This is a genomic window from Saccharothrix xinjiangensis, assembly GCF_039527585.1.
GTDB lineage: Bacteria > Actinomycetota > Actinomycetes > Mycobacteriales > Pseudonocardiaceae > Actinosynnema > Actinosynnema xinjiangensis.
Genome location: NZ_BAAAKE010000032.1, coordinates 17,438 through 34,902 on the forward strand (window position 1 = coordinate 17,438; position 17,465 = coordinate 34,902).

The 17,465-nt window shown below is 72.9% G+C and carries 11 protein-coding genes and 2 pseudogenes; 4 read left to right on the forward strand and 9 right to left on the reverse strand.

The features are described from left to right. Together ABD223_RS37830 and ABD223_RS37835 are read right to left on the reverse strand one after the other, a co-directional pair. Positions 1-888 carry a carbohydrate ABC transporter permease gene (locus ABD223_RS37830; protein WP_344042077.1) on the reverse strand — a complete coding sequence of 296 codons (888 nt, stop codon included), beginning with the start codon at positions 886-888 and terminating at the stop codon, positions 1-3. Continuing rightward, positions 885-1,874: an ABC transporter permease gene (locus tag ABD223_RS37835; RefSeq protein WP_344042194.1), complete on the reverse strand. Its 990-nt coding sequence runs from the start codon at positions 1,872-1,874 to the stop codon at positions 885-887. Before ABD223_RS37835 ends, ABD223_RS37830 begins: the two co-directional genes overlap by 4 nt. 244 nt (positions 1,875-2,118) lie before the next feature. Between ABD223_RS37835 and ABD223_RS37840 the strand changes: the two genes are divergently transcribed. The 3 genes from ABD223_RS37840 (at position 2,119) to ABD223_RS37850 (ending at position 5,860) form a co-directional block, all read left to right on the forward strand. Beyond that, a complete protein-coding gene (locus ABD223_RS37840) occupies positions 2,119-3,129 on the forward strand; it encodes a hydroxyacid dehydrogenase (RefSeq protein WP_344042078.1) in 1,011 nt (336 codons plus the stop codon). A gap of 77 nt (positions 3,130-3,206) precedes the next feature. Further along, positions 3,207-5,066 carry a DUF2264 domain-containing protein gene (locus ABD223_RS37845; protein ID WP_344042080.1) on the forward strand — a complete coding sequence of 620 codons (1,860 nt, stop codon included), beginning with the start codon at positions 3,207-3,209 and terminating at the stop codon, positions 5,064-5,066. Further along, on the forward strand, positions 5,063-5,860 hold the full coding sequence (locus ABD223_RS37850; RefSeq protein WP_344042082.1) for a sugar phosphate isomerase/epimerase family protein: 798 nt from the start codon (positions 5,063-5,065) through the stop codon (positions 5,858-5,860). Before ABD223_RS37845 ends, ABD223_RS37850 begins: the two co-directional genes overlap by 4 nt. A 114-nt stretch (positions 5,861-5,974) precedes the next feature. On the opposite strand, the pseudogene ABD223_RS37855 reads toward ABD223_RS37850, so the two are convergent. The 3 genes and pseudogenes from ABD223_RS37855 to ABD223_RS37860 form a co-directional block, all read right to left on the reverse strand. Further along, positions 5,975-6,049 (reverse strand): annotated as a pseudogene (locus tag ABD223_RS37855) (hypothetical protein); the annotation flags it as partial. A 118-nt stretch (positions 6,050-6,167) separates the two neighbouring features. Then, positions 6,168-6,281: pseudogene (locus ABD223_RS43760) on the reverse strand (hypothetical protein); the annotation flags it as partial. 54 nt (positions 6,282-6,335) lie between these two features. Then, a complete protein-coding gene (locus ABD223_RS37860; RefSeq protein ID WP_344042084.1) occupies positions 6,336-8,015 on the reverse strand; it encodes an acyltransferase in 1,680 nt (559 codons plus the stop codon). A gap of 1,103 nt (positions 8,016-9,118) precedes the next feature. Between ABD223_RS37860 and ABD223_RS37865 the strand changes: the two genes are divergently transcribed. After that, entirely contained in the window at positions 9,119-11,983 is a 2,865-nt protein-coding gene (locus ABD223_RS37865; RefSeq protein ID WP_344042086.1) for an AfsR/SARP family transcriptional regulator, read from the forward strand. Between the two features lie 142 nt (positions 11,984-12,125). Here the strand turns inward: ABD223_RS37865 and ABD223_RS37870 are convergent, their stop codons facing one another. From ABD223_RS37870 to ABD223_RS37885, 4 genes are all read right to left on the reverse strand, one after another. Next, on the reverse strand, positions 12,126-12,704 hold the full coding sequence (locus ABD223_RS37870; RefSeq protein ID WP_344042088.1) for a DUF6801 domain-containing protein: 579 nt from the start codon (positions 12,702-12,704) through the stop codon (positions 12,126-12,128). A gap of 971 nt (positions 12,705-13,675) precedes the next feature. Beyond that, positions 13,676-14,965 carry a hypothetical protein gene (locus tag ABD223_RS37875; RefSeq protein WP_344042090.1) on the reverse strand — a complete coding sequence of 430 codons (1,290 nt, stop codon included), beginning with the start codon at positions 14,963-14,965 and terminating at the stop codon, positions 13,676-13,678. 138 nt (positions 14,966-15,103) lie between these two features. After that, a complete protein-coding gene (locus ABD223_RS37880; RefSeq protein ID WP_344042092.1) occupies positions 15,104-16,090 on the reverse strand; it encodes a TauD/TfdA family dioxygenase in 987 nt (328 codons plus the stop codon). 36 nt (positions 16,091-16,126) lie between these two features. Then, complete coding sequence (locus ABD223_RS37885) at positions 16,127-17,086, reverse strand: hypothetical protein (RefSeq protein ID WP_344042094.1); 960 nt, start codon at positions 17,084-17,086, stop codon at positions 16,127-16,129. Between the last annotated feature and the right edge of the window lie 379 nt (positions 17,087-17,465).

A 17,465-nucleotide genomic window follows, 5' to 3' on the forward strand; every position in this document is an offset into this window, starting at 1 on the left:
TCACGCCTTCACGGCTCCGGTGACGACGCCCTTGACGAAGTAGCGCTGCACGAACGGGTACACGCACACGATGGGCAGCGTCGCGAGCACGACGACGGCCATCTGCACCGACTGGGGCGAGGCGGTGGCCAGTTCGCCCGAGGTCTCGGCCAGCGAGGCGCCGCCGGTGACGTACTGGCGCAGGACGGTGCCGATCGGCCACCTGGTCTGGTCGTTGAAGTAGATGATCGCCTCGAAGAAGCGGTTCCAGTAGGCGACCGCGTAGAACAGGCCGATCACCGCGACGACCGCCTTGGACAGCGGCAGCACGACCTGGCGGAGGATGCCCAGCTCGCCGGCCCCGTCGATGCGCGCGGCGTCGATCAGCTCCGGCGGGATGGACTGGAAGAAGCCGCGCATCACGACCAGGTTGAACACGTTGACCAGGAACGGCAGGACCAGCGCGGCGTAGGAGTCGAACAGGCCGGTGCCCTGCACGACCAGGAACAGCGGCACCATGCCGGGCGGGAACAGGAAGGTGAACAGCACCAGCAGCAGCATGGGCTTGCCGCCGTAGACCTCCGGCCTGCTCAGCGTGTACGCCAGGCCGATGGTGCACAGCAGGCTCAGCGCCGTGCCGACGACGGTGACGCCCGTGCTGACCAGCAGCGCGCGGGTGATGATCCCGCCCCGGAGGATCTCGGCGTACGCGTCGGACGAGAAGTGCTCCGGCCAGACCACCCAGCCGCCGTTGGCGATGACGTCCTGGGGTGCGGCCAGGCTGGTCGCCAGGACCGTCCACAGGGGGAAGACCACCAGCGCGACCACCACGGTCAGCGCGACGGCCTTGGCGACGCGCACCGCGGGGGTGGGGCGGCCCATCCAGGCCGGTGAGTTCGTCCTGCTCATGCCTTGTAGACCCCCTGTTCGCCCAGTCGGTGCGCCACCTTGTTGGCGGTGTAGATCAGCACCACGCCGATCACGCCCTTGAACAGCCCGACCGCCGCGGCGTAGCCGAAGTCGCCGTTCGCGAAGCCGGTGAAGTAGACGAACGTCTCCAGCACCTCGCCGGTCTCGGGGCCCACCGACTGGCGCTGGAGGAAGAACTGCTCGAACCCGATCGACAGGAACTCACCCAGCCGCAGCACCAGCAGCAGCACGACGACCGGCCGGATCGCGGGCAGCGTGACGTGCCACAGCCGCCGCCACCAGCCCGCGCCGTCCAGCGCCGCGGCCTCGTACTGCCGCTCGTCGACCTGCGACAGCGCCGCCAGGAAGATGATCGTGGCCCAGCCGCACTCCTTCCAGACCAGCTGCGCGACCACCAGCGGCCCGTAGGCGTCGGGGTTGCCGATGATCGAGACGCCGCTGAAGCCGAGCGTCGACAGCCAGCCGTTGACCACGCCCGCGCCGCCGAGCATCTGCTGGAACAGCGCGACCACGATGACCCACGACAGGAAGTGCGGCAGGTAGACCACGCTCTGCACGAACCGCCGCAGGGTGTCGCCCACGACGCTGTTGAGCAGCAGCGCCAGCGCCAGCGGCGCGGGGAAGAAGAACACCAGCTGCAACACGGCGATGAACAGGGTGTTCCGCACGGCGTTCCAGAACGCCGGGTCGCCGAACATCCGCTCGAAGTGCGCCAGGCCCACCCACCGGCTGCCCCCGACGCCCAGGAACGGCACGTAGTCCTGGAAAGCCAGCACGTTCCCGAACAGCGCGCCGTAGTGGAACACCAGGAAGTAGGCCAGCCCCGGTAACGCGACGGCCAGCAGCACCCGGTTCGCCAGGATGCGGCGCAGGTGGCCGGGACGCGGCCGGCCCGCCCCGGGGCGGTCTCGTGGTTCGCCGGTCGGAGGACTGGTTCCACCTGTGCCACCGCGGACCCGCGTCATGCTCACGTCGAACGCCTCTCTTGCGGTGCCAGACCGAGACAGAATGTTCACGAAGATAAAACGGTTACACAACTCCGTCAACGCCTTGCGTGCCGGTCAACGCAGGGTGTAGTGGCACGTCGATGTGTTGCGCATGGCCGGCGTGAGATCGTTGTGAGCCGTAGGCCTGATGCGTACAGTAACCTTCAATGCAAACGTTTACACGATCCGGCCGCTGTCCGGCCCTCCGATAGGAGCCCACCCCGTGCCACGGCGCCCCGTCGCGGTCTTCGCCCTCGCCCCCTGGGCCTTCGCCGACGTCTTCCCACCCGACCTCATCGCCCGGTTGCGGCAGGTGGTGGACGTCGACCCGACGACCTTCACCTCGTTCGAAGGACCGGTCGCCGCCGCGGCCCTGGCCGAAGCGGACGTGCTGATCACCGGGTGGGGGTGCCCGCGCGTCGACGCCGACGTGCTGGCCGCCGCGCCCCGGCTGCGCGCCGTCGTGCACGCGGCCGGCACCGTCAAGACCTGCGTGGACCCCGTGGTGTTCGAACGCGGCCTCGTGGTGTCCTCCGCCGCCGAGGCCAACGCCGTCCCGGTGGCCGACTACACCCTGGCCGTGCTCGTCCTGGGCGCCAAGCGGGTGTTCAGCCGCGCCAGGAAGTACGCGACCGCCGTCGAGGGCGCGCCCCCCGACTGGCTGTCCGGCGCCGGGACCGGGCTCCACGGCCGCACCGTCGGGGTCATCGGCGCCTCCCGGGTCGGTCGCCTCGTGCTGCGGCGGCTCCGGTCGTTCGACGTCGAGGTCCTGCTCCACGACCCGCACGTGACCGCCGCCGAAGCCGCGTCCCTGGGCGTCGAGCCGGTGGGGGTGGACGACCTGTGCCGCCGCAGCGACGTCGTCACCGTGCACGCCCCGGCCCTGCCCGAGACCCGCCACATGCTCGACGGGCGCCGCCTGGGACTGCTGCCGGAGGGCGCGCTCGTGGTCAACACCGCCCGGGGCTCGCTGATCGACACCGAGGCGCTGGTCCGGGTGTGCGCCAGCGGCCGGATCTCGGCGGTCCTGGACGTGACCGAACCCGAGCCGCTGCCGGCCGGGCACCCGCTCTTCGCCCTGCCCAACGTCCTCATCACCCCCCACCTGGCCGGCGCGCAGGGGCGCGAACTGCGGCGCATCGGCGAGTTCGCCGTCGCCGAGGTGGACCGGCTCCTCAAGGGCGCGCCGCTGGCCGGGCGGGTGGAGCCGGAGCGCCTTCCCTACACGGCGTGACACCGCGGACGTGCCCGCACCGCCGCCGCCCGCCCGCCGGGCGGTCCCGCGTCCCACGAACGAGAGGAGCGAACCGCGTGGCCGACCTGGCGGAGGACCGAGGGCTCAGCCCGCGCACCGGGTACACCCGGGCCCACTGGGAGAGCACCGCGGACGCGCTGCTGACCGGCGCGTGGCGGTGGGCGAGCCCGCGCGGCGCGCGGCTGGACCTGCCCGGTCGGGCCTCGGGCAGCGGCGTGCGCAGCGACGGCCTGGAGGGGTTCGCCCGCACCGCGCTCGCCGCCGCCTGCCGGGTCGCGGGCGCGGGCGGCGACGACCCGCACGGCTGGTTGGCGCGCTACGCCGACGGGCTCGACGCCGGCACCCGCACGCCCGGCGCGGACGACGCCGAATCGTGGCCGGTGATCGGCGACCACCACGTGCGGGGCCAGCCGATGGTCGAGGCGGCGTCCGTCGCGCTCGCCCTGCGGGTGAGCAGGCCGTGGTTGTGGGACCGGCTGGACGAGGCCGTGCGGGACCGGGTGGAGGCGTGGCTGCGCGCCGCCCTGCACGCGCTGCCCGCCCCGAACAACTGGTACCTGTTCCCGTTCACGGTGGCCGGATTCCTGGAGTCGGTCGGCCGGGCGGACGCCGACACCGCCCGCGCCCGACAGCGCGCCCTGGACCTGCTGGAGGCGTGGTACCGGGGGCAGGGCTGGTACTCCGACGGCGACGGCCGCGCCTTCGACCACTACAACGGCTGGGCCCTGCACCTGTACCCGGTGCTCGACGCCCACCTGGCCGGCGCCCCCGGCCCGCACGGCGACCGGCTGCGCGAGCACCTCTCCGGGTTCTCGCTGCTGTTCGGCGGCGACGGCGCGCCGATCCACCACGGGCGGTCGCTGACCTACCGGTTCGCCGCCGGCGCGGCCGTCGCCCTGGGCGCGGTCACCGGCCACACGCCGCTGGCGCCCGGGGTGTCGCGGCGGCTGCTCAGCGGCTGCCTGCGCTACTTCCTCGACCGGGGCGCGGTGGACGACCGCGACCTGCTGACCCTCGGCTGGCACGGTCCGCACGCCCCGGTCGTGCAGCACTACTCCGGCCCGGCCTCGCCGTACTGGGCGTCCAAGGCGTTCCTGTGCCTGCTCGCCGGTCCCGACGACCCGCTGTGGACCGACGTCGAACGGGACGCGCCCGTCGAGGAGCGCGACCGGGTGCTGGGCCTGCCCGCGCCGGGCTTCCTGGTGCAGACCACGGCGGCCGACGGGATCGCGCGGTTGCACAACCACGGCAGCGACCACCTGCGCCCGAACCACGCGGAGACCGCCGAAGGCGACGACCCGCACTACAGCCGGTTCGCCTACTCCACCCGCACCGGCCCCACGTCGGCGGGCAACCCGGCCGACAACCACTTCGCGGTGGTGTTCCGCGGCCTGCGCGGCGCCCGCCGCCGCGTCCACCCGCTCGGCGCCGGCCACGGCGACGGCTGGGGCTGGGCCGCCTCGTGGCACCGGCCGATCTTCCCCGGCGGCTCACCCCTGCTGCCCGCGCTGCGCGTGGAGAGCGCCGTCGTCACCCGCGGGCCGCTCGAACTGCGGGTGCACCGCGTGGTGGGCGCGCCGCCCGGGGCCGGGGTCGAGCAGACCGGGTGGGCGGTGGGCCCGGACGAGGACCTGCGCTCGGCGCTGCACCCCCTGCACGGCTGGGACTCCGTCGACGAGGTGATCGCGCCGGGCGGCACCGCGTTCACGCCGTCGGCGCGCGTGCCGAGGCTGCGCGGCGCCGCCACCGGCACGTCGGTCCACGCCGCCCTGGCGGTGCTCACCGCGGAACGGGCGCCGGACCTCGCCGACGCGGTGGCCGGGGTGGGGTTCGGACCGGACGTCGTCGAGGTGCGCTGGTCCGACGGGCCGGTGACCAGGGTGTCCTTCGCGCCGCTGGAGGTGGTGCACCGGTGAGCGGGTGGCGGTTCGCGGTGAGCACGCTCGGCGCGCCCGGCGTGCCGGTGCGGGACAGCGCGCGCGTGGCGGCCGGGCACGGGTGCCACGGGTTGGAGATCCGCGCCCACGCGGACGAGGAGGTCCGCGTGGGGATGTCGCCCGCGCGCGCGGCGGAGGTGCGCGCCGAGGTCGCGGACGCCGGTCTGGAGGTCGCCTGCCTGGCGGGGTACGCGAAGGTGTGCCGGCCGGGACCGGACGTGCCGGTGGTCGACGAGCTGCGGGCCCTGGTGGAACTGGCCTCGCTGCTCGGTGCGCCTTCGATCCGGGTGTTCCCCGGCGGCGACCGCACCGGCGCCGGCGATGGGAGGGCGCTGGAGCGCATCACCGCCGTGCTGCCCGACCTGCGCGCCTCCGGGGTTCGGCTGCTGGTCGAGACCCACGACTCCCACCCGACCGGCGAGGCCGCCCGGCGGCTGGTCACCTCGTTCGGCGAGCCCGAGCGGGTGGCCGTGCTGTGGGACGCGGTGCACCCGTGGCGCGCGGGCGAACCGCCGCGGCGCACCCGCGAGGCGCTGGGGGAGCACCTGGGGTACTTCCAGGTCAAGGACGTGGCGGCGGACGACCCCACGCCGGTGCCACCGGGTGCGGGTGCGGTGCCGCTGGAGGAGTGCGGGCGGCTGCTGGCGGACTGGTCGGGCTGGGTGTCGCTGGAGTGGGAACGGGCCTGGTACCCGGACCTCGCCCCGCTGCCGGTCCCGCTGCGCGCCGCCGCCGACTGGTTCACCCGGTGGCAGCCGGGGCAGCGGCGGTGACCCGCGCGGGACGAGCCGGCGGGGCGGGCGCCGGGCCTCACCCGTGATCGCGCGGCCGAGGGACGCGGCGGCGAGTTCGGCGCGGTCCAGCTCGCAGCTCCCGGCGTCGGCGACCACGGTCGCACCCGCCCGCCGTGCCGCCGCGGCAACCCCGGCGGGAGCCTTGCCGCGCGGCGCCTGGTGGTCCAACCGGCCCTCGCCGGTGACGACCAGCCGGGGGTGCGGCCGGACAGGTCGACCGCGCGGACGGCCCGCAGCGGCGAGGTCCCGGCGTCGAGGGCGCCCCGTGCGCGTCGAGCAGGCGTGCGCCGAGGCCGGTCGGCAGGCCCGTGCCGCCGTCGGTGGTGGCGCTGCCGCCCAGCCCGCCGCGGACGGCCCAGCGCGCCCGGACCGGGCGGCCCAGCGGGTCGGTCGCGGTCACCGGGGGCGGTGAAAGCGGCGGGGTTCCGGCGCCCGCGGGAGGAAGCGCTTGCCCTCATACCGGCCCGGGTTCGGGTCGGTGGACGCCGCGCGGGCGGTAGCGCAGGACCTCGGCGAGGCCGAGCAGGTCGGCGAGCAGCCAGATGACGGCCAGCCACATCTCGGTGCCCTGCAAACCCGGCGCCGTCGCGGGAAGACCGGTGGTGGTGGGGTGCGGCGCCCGGAAGCCGAAGCCCGCGTGGTCGGTCCAGTGGCCCAGCGCGTCGGCGAGCAACCGGCGTGCGACCCCCAGGACCTCGTCGGCGCGGTACGCGGTCCCGCGGGTCAGCCAGAGCGGGTGGGCGACGTCGAGGACGTTGCAGGCGTTCTGCGTCTCGGGCCGGAAGAAGCGGGCGTCGCGGACGTGCTCCAGGACCGTGTCGACCACCCGCTCCGGGTGGGGGACGGGCAGGCCGAACTGGGCGAACGTGCCGCGCGAGGCCCGGTAGAAGCCGTTGACGACCTGGAGCAGGCCGTCCTCGGGCGCGGGGCGGCCCCAGGCGCCGGTGCGGGGGTCGGCGCGGGTGAGCAGCCACCCGAACAGGGCCTCGGTCGCACCGGTCGCGCCGAGGTCGCCACGCCGCCGGTTCCAGTGCAGGGCGGTGCCCAGGGCGTCCACCCACGCGCCGGCCGCCCAGGCGTTCGTGGTCCACGGCTGCCGCTCCAGCCCGGCGACCACCTCCGCGGCGTCCGTGCGGGAGACGACGTGGACCGGCTCGGCGAAGCCGCTGCCCAGCAGGTCCAGCGCGTAGCCGACGGACAGCACGTGGTAGGCGGCGCCCGGGTCGGACAGCCCGTCGCGGGCGGGCTCGACCGTGCCGTCGGGTCGCAGCGCGCCGACCAGCCCGGTCCCCGGGTCCTGCCAACCGCGCAGCCGGTCGACCTGGACCCGGGCGGGCAGCTGCTCGGGGGCGCGGCCGAGCAGCAGGTCGGCGACCTCGACCGCGTCGCACTGGGCGCGGACGGTCGGCGGCGACCCCGGTCGGTCGGTGAACAGGCCGAGGTCGGGGTCCCAACAGCGCTCCAGCACCCGCCGCGCCTGGGCGTGCGCGGTCTCGGCGAACGCGGTGAGCCCGGCCACGAGGTCGTCCGACCGCGGTGCGAGCGCCGGCACGCGCCACCGCAGGACCCGGGCCGGGTTGCCCCCGACGACCGCGCCGGCCGGGACGTCCCTGGTGACCACGGCGCCGGCGGCCACCACGGACCGGTCGCCGACGGTCACCCCGTCCAGCACGACGACGTGCGACCCGATCCAGACGTCGTCGCCGATGGTGATGCCGGTGGAGCGCAGGGGCTGCCGGAACACCTCGGTGTCCGGGTCGTCGGTCGTGTGGTTGAACCCGAGGACCGAGGTGTGCGCGCCGATGCGCACGGCGTCGCCCAGGCGGACGTGGCCCCGCACCACCGCGTACGGGTTGATCGTGCAGTCGCGCCCGGCGTGCAGCGACCCGGACAGGTAGGCGCCCGCGGCGACGTAGCAGCCGTGGCCGAGGTGGAACTCCTCGTTCTGCACGGACGCGAGTTCGGAGAGGAAGCAGCGTTCCCCGATCCGGTAGCCGCGGTGCTCGGCGAGGTGTCGCCGGACGTCGAGCTGGCGCCGCTTCGCCCGCTCGTCGGCCTCGTCCCAGAAGGACCAGGGGGAGTAGTCGAAGTGGTTGCCGTCGAACGGGCGGTCTTCGAGCGGAGGTCCGGTCACCATCCCATGGAATGCGCTTTCCGGATTGCCTGTCAAGCGTTTCAACCCTGCTTGACCGAATGGTCAGGGCGTTGGACAGCACCGCAGGCACCTGGTCCGGTCGATCTTCCCGCTCCGGGACCGGGGTGGGGTGGCGCTGCCGGACGGACAGGGGGTGGAGGTCGAACCCGTGCTGGTGCGCACCGCGTACAGGACGCCCTCCGAGGCGGCCGGTCGTCGGCCCGCCTGCGACCCGGGTGACGGAAGCGCGCACCTACCGCTTGTCGGGGCTGCCGCGGTGCGGGGTGTGGCCGTCGGATGGACTCGCACTGGAGTCACCACCGCCCGGCCTGCCGGTGCTGCCACGGCCACACCACCCTTGGAGCGCTTCGCGTGCGCAATCAATATTCTTGTCTCGCTCTAAAGCGTGGTGAAGAAGATGTGCCACCCGAGTGATCTCCGACGGTATCGAAAATTCATCGAGTACTTCTCCGGCGGGTTTTTCCCTGGGTTTCTGCCACGGTGGGGTATATCCGATCAGGCTGCCCGGACCCGGCTGGCTCGAGTCGGCTTCGTCGCGCCGCTGACGAATCCCGTTCGCCTGCTCGGCCGCCTCGTCGTCGCCCGCGGTCCCGATCTCCCCCGGCACCGTCGAACGTGCCGGCTGCCGACCGGGTCCGGGTGGTGACAACGGCATCTCCCGGTCGTCACCACGAAAGGACTTCATGCCCACTTCCGGATTGTCCGGATGTTGCCTGAAAGCGCGGGGTGGCTTCGCTCCCGCACCGCGTTCGGCCTGCTCCCACGACGTCGAGGTTTCCGCGTTTGCGCTCCTTGTCGCGCAAAACGCGGCACGTTTCCGCCGACCGACACCGCGGGCGCCGTCCGGCGGTGTGCGTCGATCAGGCCGGTGTGGACGATCGACCAGGTGCGATCGACCAGGTGCGATCGATCACGTCGAGGCGCTGATGCGCGCCTCATCCGATCCCTGCGGATTTCCCTCGAGTGCTCGGCTGGTCGGGCGAAATCCTCCGATATCCCGTACAGCGCCGGAAGTCCTTGCTAGACCGGCATCGCCAGGGGGAACACCGGTTGGTGAGGGGGCGTCGGTGGTGGAGTTCCGCGTGTTGGGTCCGGTGCAGGCCCTGGTCGGCGGTCGGATCGTCGATCTGGGCCCCGCCCGGCAGCGGTGTGTGTTGGCGGTGCTGCTGGTCGAGGCCAACCGGTGGGTGTCAGCCGACCTGCTGCTCGACCGCGTCTGGGGGGAACGGGTCCCGTTCAGCGGCCGGACCCCGTTGTACAGCTACCTGTCCCGGTTGCGCCGGGTGGTGCGGGCCACCGGCGAGGTCGACATCGTGCGTCGGGCAGGCGGGTACGAGTTGGTGGTCGACGAGACCGCGGTGGACGTGCACCGGTTCCACCACCTGGTCGCCGATGCCCGCGTCGCCACAGACGGCGAACGCGCTGTGGTCCTGTTCGAGCACGCCCTGTCGTTGTGGCGGGGTGAGCCGTTGGCGGACCTGGACAGCCCGTGGGTCGAGGAGATGCGCGCCGAGTTGGATCGGCGGCGTCTGGCCGCCGAACTGGACCACGCTGATCTGCGGTTGCGCCTGGGACGGCACGCCGAGGCGTTGGCCCGCCTGACCGCCCTGGTCGCCACGCACCCGTTGGACGAGCGGCTGGCCGCTCAGTACCTGCTCGCCCTGTACCGGTCCGGCCGCCAAGCCGACGCACTCGACCACTACCACCACCTGCGCACCCGGCTGGCCGACGAACTGGGCGCCGATCCCGGGCCGGCGTTACGGGAACTGCACCAGCGCATCCTCGCCGCCGAACCCGCCCTGACCACCTCGGTGGCCGAGGCGGATCGGCCGGCGGTCGTGCCCCGTCAACTGCCGGCCCCACCGGGGCTGTTCACCGGCCGCCTCGCGGAGCTGGCCGCACTCGACCACACCCTCACCGCCGCCCCGGACGACCAGGACCCGGCCGCGTCGCCACCGAGGCACGTCGACCCGGTGGGAGGCGCGGCGGTGATGATCTCGGCCATCGGCGGGGCGGGCGGCCTCGGCAAGACCTGGCTGGCACTGGCCTGGGCCCACCGCAACCTGCACCGGTTTCCCGACGGGCAGCTGTTCGTCGACCTGCACGGCTTCAGCCCTACCGGGAGCCCGGTCGAACCGGGTGACGCGGTGCGAGGATTCCTCGACGCCCTCGGCGTCGACCCAAATCGCATCCCGTCGGAGCCGGCCTCGCAGGCCGCGCTGTACCGGAGCCTGATCGCCGACAAGCGGATGCTCATCGTGCTGGACAACGCCGCCACCAGCGACCAGGTCGTCCCCCTGCTGCCGGGCAGCCCGACCTGCACCGTGCTGGTGACCGGCCGCACCAGGCTGGCCGCGTTGATCGACCGGCACGGCGCTCGCCACCTGAAACTGGACGTCCTGACCCCCGCCGAGGCGCGTGCCGTGCTCGCCGGACGCCTGGACCCCGACCGCACCGCCGCCGAGGCGGCAGCGGTGGAGGAGCTGGTCGGGTTGTGCGGGGGTCACCCGTTGGCCCTGTCGATCACTGCCCGCCACGTCGCCACCCACCCCGACGTGCCCCTGGCCGAGGTCGCCGCCGAGCTGCGCGAACTGGGCCTGGAAATGCTCGACCACGACACCGACCCCACCGCCAGCCTGCCCACCGTCCTGTCCTGGTCCCTGCGCCGGCTCACCGACGAACAACGCACCGTGTTCGCGCTGCTCGGCATCACCCCCGGCTCGGACACGACCCTGCCCGCCGTGTCCGCCCTCGCCGACCTACCCCCGGCCCGCGCGCGCAGGGTGCTGTCGGCCTTGGTCGAAACATCCCTGCTGGAACGGCGGGCGCACGGTCGGTACGTGATGCACGACCTGGTCCGCGCCTACGCCACCACCACCGCCCGCACCCTGCCCGGCGACACCCGGGATGCGGCCTTGGCCCGGGTGATGGACTTCCACCTGCACACCGCTTCCTCCGCCGACCGACTCCTGGACCCCCACCGCCAACTCGTCCACCCCGGCGCGCCCACACCCGGCGTCCACCCGCACCCGCTGTCCGACGCCGCATCGGCGCTGGCCTGGCTGGAGGCCGAGCACGCCACCCTCCTCGCCGTCCAACGCGCCGCCGCCACCCTTGGCCGTCACCACCTCGTCTGGCACCTCGCGTGGGTCCTGAGCACCTTTCACGTCCGGCGGGGGCACCGGCACGACGGGCTCGCCGCGTGGAGAGCGGCGCTGGACGCCGCCGCCCACCTGCCCGAGCCCGCCACCCGCACCCTCGCCCACCGGTTCCTCGGCCGCGCCTGCTCCCTGCTGGGCCTGCACGAGGAGGCCATCGGGCACCTGGAACAGGCACTCGCCCTGGCCGTGCGCCACCACGACAGCGCCGAACAGGCGCACATCCACCGGACGCTCGAAGTCGCCTGGGAACGACGGGGGGACGACCGGCGGGCCCTGGACCACGCCCGACACGCCCTCGAGCTCTACCGCACCCTCGACATGCCGATGGGAGAAGCCGACTCCCTCAACGCGGTGGGCTGGCTCGCCGCCCGCCTGGGCGACTACGACACCGCCCGCGACCACTGCCACGCCGCCCTGGTCCTGCACCGGTGCCACCGCAACTCCACCGGCGAGGCGGACACCCTGGACAGCCTCGGGCTCATCGCCCACCGCACCGGTGACCACCAGAAGGCCCTCGACCACTACGGGCAGGCCCTCGCCCTGTACCGCTCCCACGACAACACCTACCTGATCGCGAACACCCTGAACCACGTCGGCCACCCCCACGTCGCCCTCGGTCACCAGGACCAAGCCCGCGAGGTGTGGAGGGAAGCGCTGGAGTTGTACCGGGAACAAGGGCGCGACACCGACGCCGAGCGCGTTCAACGCCAACTCGACCACCTCGACGCGGCCCGGGAGCCGCTCGGGTCACCACCGAACGCAGCCGGGGACACGCAGAACGGGTGACGCCGCACGTGACGGCCCGCCGGCGGTCGTCAGGTCGGCCTCGGGTTTCCCGTGCAAGCGCGAGCCCAGCTCCTCATCGGTGCTCCCGCCCCTCGCGCCACAGGTGGTCCGCAGCGGCTCATCCCGCAGGAACGCCGTCGTGTCAGCCGTTGCTGGTTTGCGAGACCGTGAACTGGTGCAGCCTGGTCACCTGCCCCGCCTTGAGGGTGCAGGAAGAGGTGAACGTGCCCAGGCCGGTCGTGGTGCCGTCGGCCTTGCGAGGCGTCAGCGTGATGGCGGAGTTCCCGATGTCGATGGTCGTGAACCCCGCGTTGGGAAAGGAAGCCGCGGACGTGCGGCCGGTCGCGGTGATGTCGAACGCGCCGGATGCGGGCACGTTCCTCGTCGTCACCGGCAACCTGGGCGCCGTGTTGATGATGTGGCCGGCGTTGTTGATGCTCGTCTGCTGCGTGGACGCGCCCTCGACGAGGGCCGCACCCATCAACGCCAAGGCCGACGTGAGCGCTGCCGGCAAGGTCAGTGTCGAGGTCACCTCGGACGGGGGCGTCTCCTGACCGACCACCGCGGAGTCGGGCAGGTTCGTCTGATTGGTCCGCAAGACCACGTTCTGCGAGCCGATCAGCGGGAACGGGCAGCTGTAGTTCAGGGTCAGCGACGCCGTGGCGGCTGTTCCGGTGCCCACGCCCGTGAACACCAGCGCGCTCGCGACCACCGCGCTCACGGTCAGTCTGCCGATCAGCACACGCGATTTGGAATGTTGTCCAAGCACGTTCGTCTCCTCGTCCGGGCCGAAGCGGGAACACCATGGCAGCAGGAGCGACTTGTCGACTGCCGGTCAGTAAACCAGCTCCGCTCAACACGCGCAGCAAACACGTGGACCACGGCTGGGGTTTGGTTTGTGCCGCGAGGAACTGTGAATTCGAGCAGGGGTGGAAATCCCGCCCTGCGGCGGTGAACCTTTCGGGCATCACCGCGTTCTCCACGTGGTCGCTCACGATGCTGCGCGAGCACCTGCGCGACCGCGGCACCGCCGCCGCGACCAGCCGGGAAGCGCCGCACCGCCTCCTGCGCGACGGCGGCGTCACCGTCGCGACCACACCGGGTCCCGGTGTCGAACCCGACCGGGATGCCCTCGCCACCGCGCGCGAGCCGTACCCGGAACACGGGCTCGGAGCCCGGGGCGACGCGATCGCCGTGAGCCGGCTGATCCCCGGACGGCGGTTCGACCCCCATCGTCCCAGCCATCGCTCCACCTCTCGATCAGGGGTGTTGCGACGACCAGTTGAACCCAAGCACCCTCCCGAGCACCACAGTGGTGCTCGGCGGCCGGCGCGGACCGGTCGTGGCGGGACAACGTCGCGGCGATGCGGGGTGTGCTCGTCAACCACGACGAAGTGGAGAGTGCGCCGAACCCTGCTGGCCGGACGCCACTACACCGACGCCCCAGGGCGTCCGCCCGCGCCGGCGGCGATCCGGCAGCACCTCGCCGACCGGCAGGTAGAACCGGACACCGAGGCGGGCACGGCCGCCGCCCCGGGTACCAGAACCACCTGGGGCCGAGCACTTCGTCGTCGGTGGTTCACCGGTCCACGGCGGCCTCGCACCCGTGATTCGGACGCGCCACCGGCCGTGATCGGGAGAACTGACGCCGGCACCAGGGTGCCGGGCGAGGCGAGCGCCACATCACCGAAATCACGAGTACTCGGTGGCGGTCGACGGCTGGCGGCGCTCTTGCGGGCTGATGAGTGCGCCGTGGTGGAAGCCGAGGCGCGGGTCGGACCAGGGGCGCAGGCCGTCGACGTGGTGGTGCAGGTCGGGCATCTTGACGCGGAGGCGCACGGTGCAGGCGGGGTAGTCGTAGACGGTGATGGTGTTGAGGCCGCGGTTGGCGGTGAACAGCAGGGTCTGGTCGGCGGAGACCTGGCAGGCGTAGACGCCGTCGACGAGGGTGCCGCGGGTGACGCGGAGCGCGGCGAGGAAGTGCTTGGTGCTCGCCAGGGCCGAGCCGCGGGTGAGGACGTCGAGCACCTGGCGCGCGGCCTGGCGCCCGGCTTTGACCTGGTGGCGCAGGTCGGGTCGTTCGTCGATGATCCGGAAGGAGGAGAAGTCGGCCAGGTCGATGAGGACGACGGTGTTGCTGCCGCCGGTGCAGTAGATGAGCTCCCGGTCGGAGAGGCAGACGTCGGAGTTGATGTGGGCGGGGATGTCGCCCGCGGCCGTCCAGTGCCGCAGGACGCGGCCGGAGTCGGCGTCGATCTCGAAGACGTACTCCTTGAAGTAGGCCATGGCCCACTCGTGCCAGTCGCGGCCTTCCTGCGGGACCACGCGGAAGGACAGGGCGTAGAAGCGGTCCTCGGTGGGGTGGGTGGCGACGTGCCAGCAGGTGGCGGGCAGCTCGACCACGCGGTGCGCGCGGCGTTCCAGGTCGAAGATGCCGACCTCGCACGCCTCGCCGCGGCGGGGGTGGTCCATGCCGCCGTAGACGAGGTGGCGGCCCGACGCGGTGCGCTTGATGGCGTGGGGGAGCTTCAGGCCGTGCGCGCCGATGTTCTCGGCGGCGGTCAGCCGGTTGACGTCGAACTGCCAGAAGGACTCGCCGACGGCGGTGATGCCGGTGGTCCCGTCCAGCCAGACCGCGTGGGTGCTGCCCTTGATCGAGGAGTCGGTCGGCTCGAAGCGCAGCGTGGACACCCGCTCGGTCTCCTCGGGGCGGGCGGTGTCGTAGAAGGCGAGGTGCTGTCCGGTGTTGCCGAGGAACCCGGTGCGACGGTCGGGGCTGAGGCTGATGGCGTGCCCGCCGGAGAGCCCGTCGTAGTACTCGATCCGTGAGGTGTGCCGCCCGCTGACCGGGTCGTAGTGGAACACGCACACTCCGGCCCGCCCCTCCAGGCCGTTGAGCCCGTTGCCGTCCAGGGCGATGTGGAACGCGTAGGGGTAGCCGTCGAGTCCCGATCCGCGGCTGACTTCCTCGATCGGATTCATGCCTTGAGCGAATCACGCCTGACTCGGGCGAGCCATGTATCGATCGGGTGACGCTTCCGATCACCGCTCATCGTCGTCGCACGCGAGACCCCGTTGCGTGCCAACAGGAACCGGGCACGCAACGGAAGGGACCGCGGTTCACCGGGTAAGGACGTAGCCGTCGTCGGGGCGGTGGTCGCGGGAGCGGCGGAGGTCGGTGACGGCGAAGGTGCGTTGGACCCAGCGGTCGGCTCCGTCGTAGCGGGGGCGGAAGGGTGTGCGGCCGTGCACGGTGACGCGGTTGTCGATGACGGCCATGTCGCCGGGGGCGAGTCGGGTGGTGCGGGCGGCGGTGTCGAAGGCGTGGGCGAGTTCGGCCAAGGCGGCTTCGGCTCGCGGGGTCGTCGGGGTGATGGCGATCTGGGCGATCCGGATGTCGAGGTCGTCGACCGCCCCCGAGAGGACCGGTTGTGGTGCGCGGGTGGTGTTGTCGGTGCCGAAGGAGGGCGGCGGTCGGAGGACGAACTCGGGCGCGGACAGCACCTCTCGGGTGGCGTCGGGCAGCAGGGGCAGCGCTTCGCGCAGGCAGGCGGTGCGCAAGCCGGCGGTGCGGTCGTGGTCGGCGCGCAGGCACAGCAGCAGCACGTGGTCGGGTTCGTGGGGGTGGAAGGCGTTCTCGTTGTGGAAGGTCAGCAGCGCCGATCCGGCGTTGCCGGAGAAGTTCTCCCTGCCCGGTACGGGCACGACGTCCTGGACGAGGGCGCCGGACTTCTCGGCCAGGTAGGCGATCGGGTCGCCGAGCCCGCAGGCCACCATGGCGAGCACCGCCGCGGCGACGGTGGGCTCGCGCTGCACCGAGTCCGGCGCGGACGGTGTGGCGGGTAGTGCCGCGTCGTCGATCGGGAGCCCGTGGATCACCAACACCCCCTGGGGACCCGAGTGGCGTCGGAACCGGCGCACCTCGCGCCGCAACGGCAGAGGAGCCTCCTCCCAGGCGTCCCGAGCGCGGGCGACCCACTCCGGCGCGTCCACTCGGCACCGGTGGTCGGAGCGCAGATCACGCGCCAGGCGCTCGACCTGAGCGGTGTCGGACGGCACCAGTTCCAGTTCCGCGGTGACGGTCTCGGTGGTGGCGGGCTCGGACATCGGCTGTTCGCTCCTGGTTCCGGTGCGGTCGTCGGGTCAGTGCCGCAGGGCGGCCACGGCGTCGGCGACGTAGTGGTCGCCGAAGCGGAGCAGCGGCGCGTACTGCGCCGCTCTCCGGTGGCGCATCAGGCGCAGCTCGCCCACGGCGTTGTCCGGGCCGTCGGGCAGTTGGGCGATGGAGCGTTGCAGGCGCACCATCGAGTAGGCGAGCGTGACGTGCCGTTCGCCGTCGATCAGGTCGGCTTCGAGCAGCGCGTCGCGTGCGGCGGCGAGTTCCGGGTCGCGGGCGGCGAGTTGCTCGTAGGGCTCGGGCATCACGGCGAGCAGGTCCTTCATCGCGGCGCGGAAGACCTTGTAGCCGCGGTGCTGCCGACCGCTCAACGGGCGCACCACTTCGGGCGGTTGCATGGTGGGGCGCACGGCGGCGGTGTAGTACTCGACCGGCATCGTGCTCGCGTGGGTCATGGCCGCGGGGAAGCCGCGCACGAAGGTGGTCGCGTGGTCGAGCCGCCGCAGCGCGTCCCGGGCCGAGCCGTGGCGCAGGTGGTGCGCGGCGTCGGTCACCGCGACCGCCGCGCAGACGTTGAACAGCACGTGCACCTGGTGCCCGACGATCCACCGCGCCGTCCACCGCTCTTCCACCGAGGTCTCGTCGGTGGCCCGCGCAGCGGGGAGCGGCTCGTCGAGGGGGGCGTCCGGGGCGGTGGCGTCGGTCAGGTCCAGCACGGCGCGCGCCATGCCCGCCGTCTCGACCGCCAGATCGGTACCGGACAGCGGCGCCTCGCACAGGTCCTCCAGACCGCGCTGCACGACCGAAGCGCCGTGCAGGGCCGCCTGCCGGTCGGTCAGGTCCACCTCGCGCACGCGGAAGAACGACTGGCTGGCCGACTCGGCCGGCAGGTCCTCACCGACCACGGCCGCGCCCTGAGCGGTCAGCACCGCCACCAGCTCACCCGCGACCGCCGATGCCCGGCGCAGGGCGGCGGTGCGCTCCACAGGGCCGGCGTGTGTCGGCACCGAGGCCAACGCCGCGGCGGTCCGCCGCGCGCGAAGGCGGACAGGGAGGTCGAGGTCCGGAACGGTCCCTCCGGGTCGCGGTTCCCTGAACACGGCGACAGGGGGATATCGGGCGGCCGTTGAAGCGTCCACGACCTCGATTATCATGGCCGGTCGACTTCGCGGCACCCGCCGATCGGGTATGACGAGGCCGCGGTGCGCAAGTCGACGACCGATGCGGCATCTTGGGAAGACGGATGAATCCGCAGGCTCACGGGCAAGCCGGGCGACCATGCTCTACCGGCATGAGGCACAGACGAGTCCGCAAGCGTCCAGGATGCTGAACACCCATCATGGGGTCGACACGGATGGATCAATT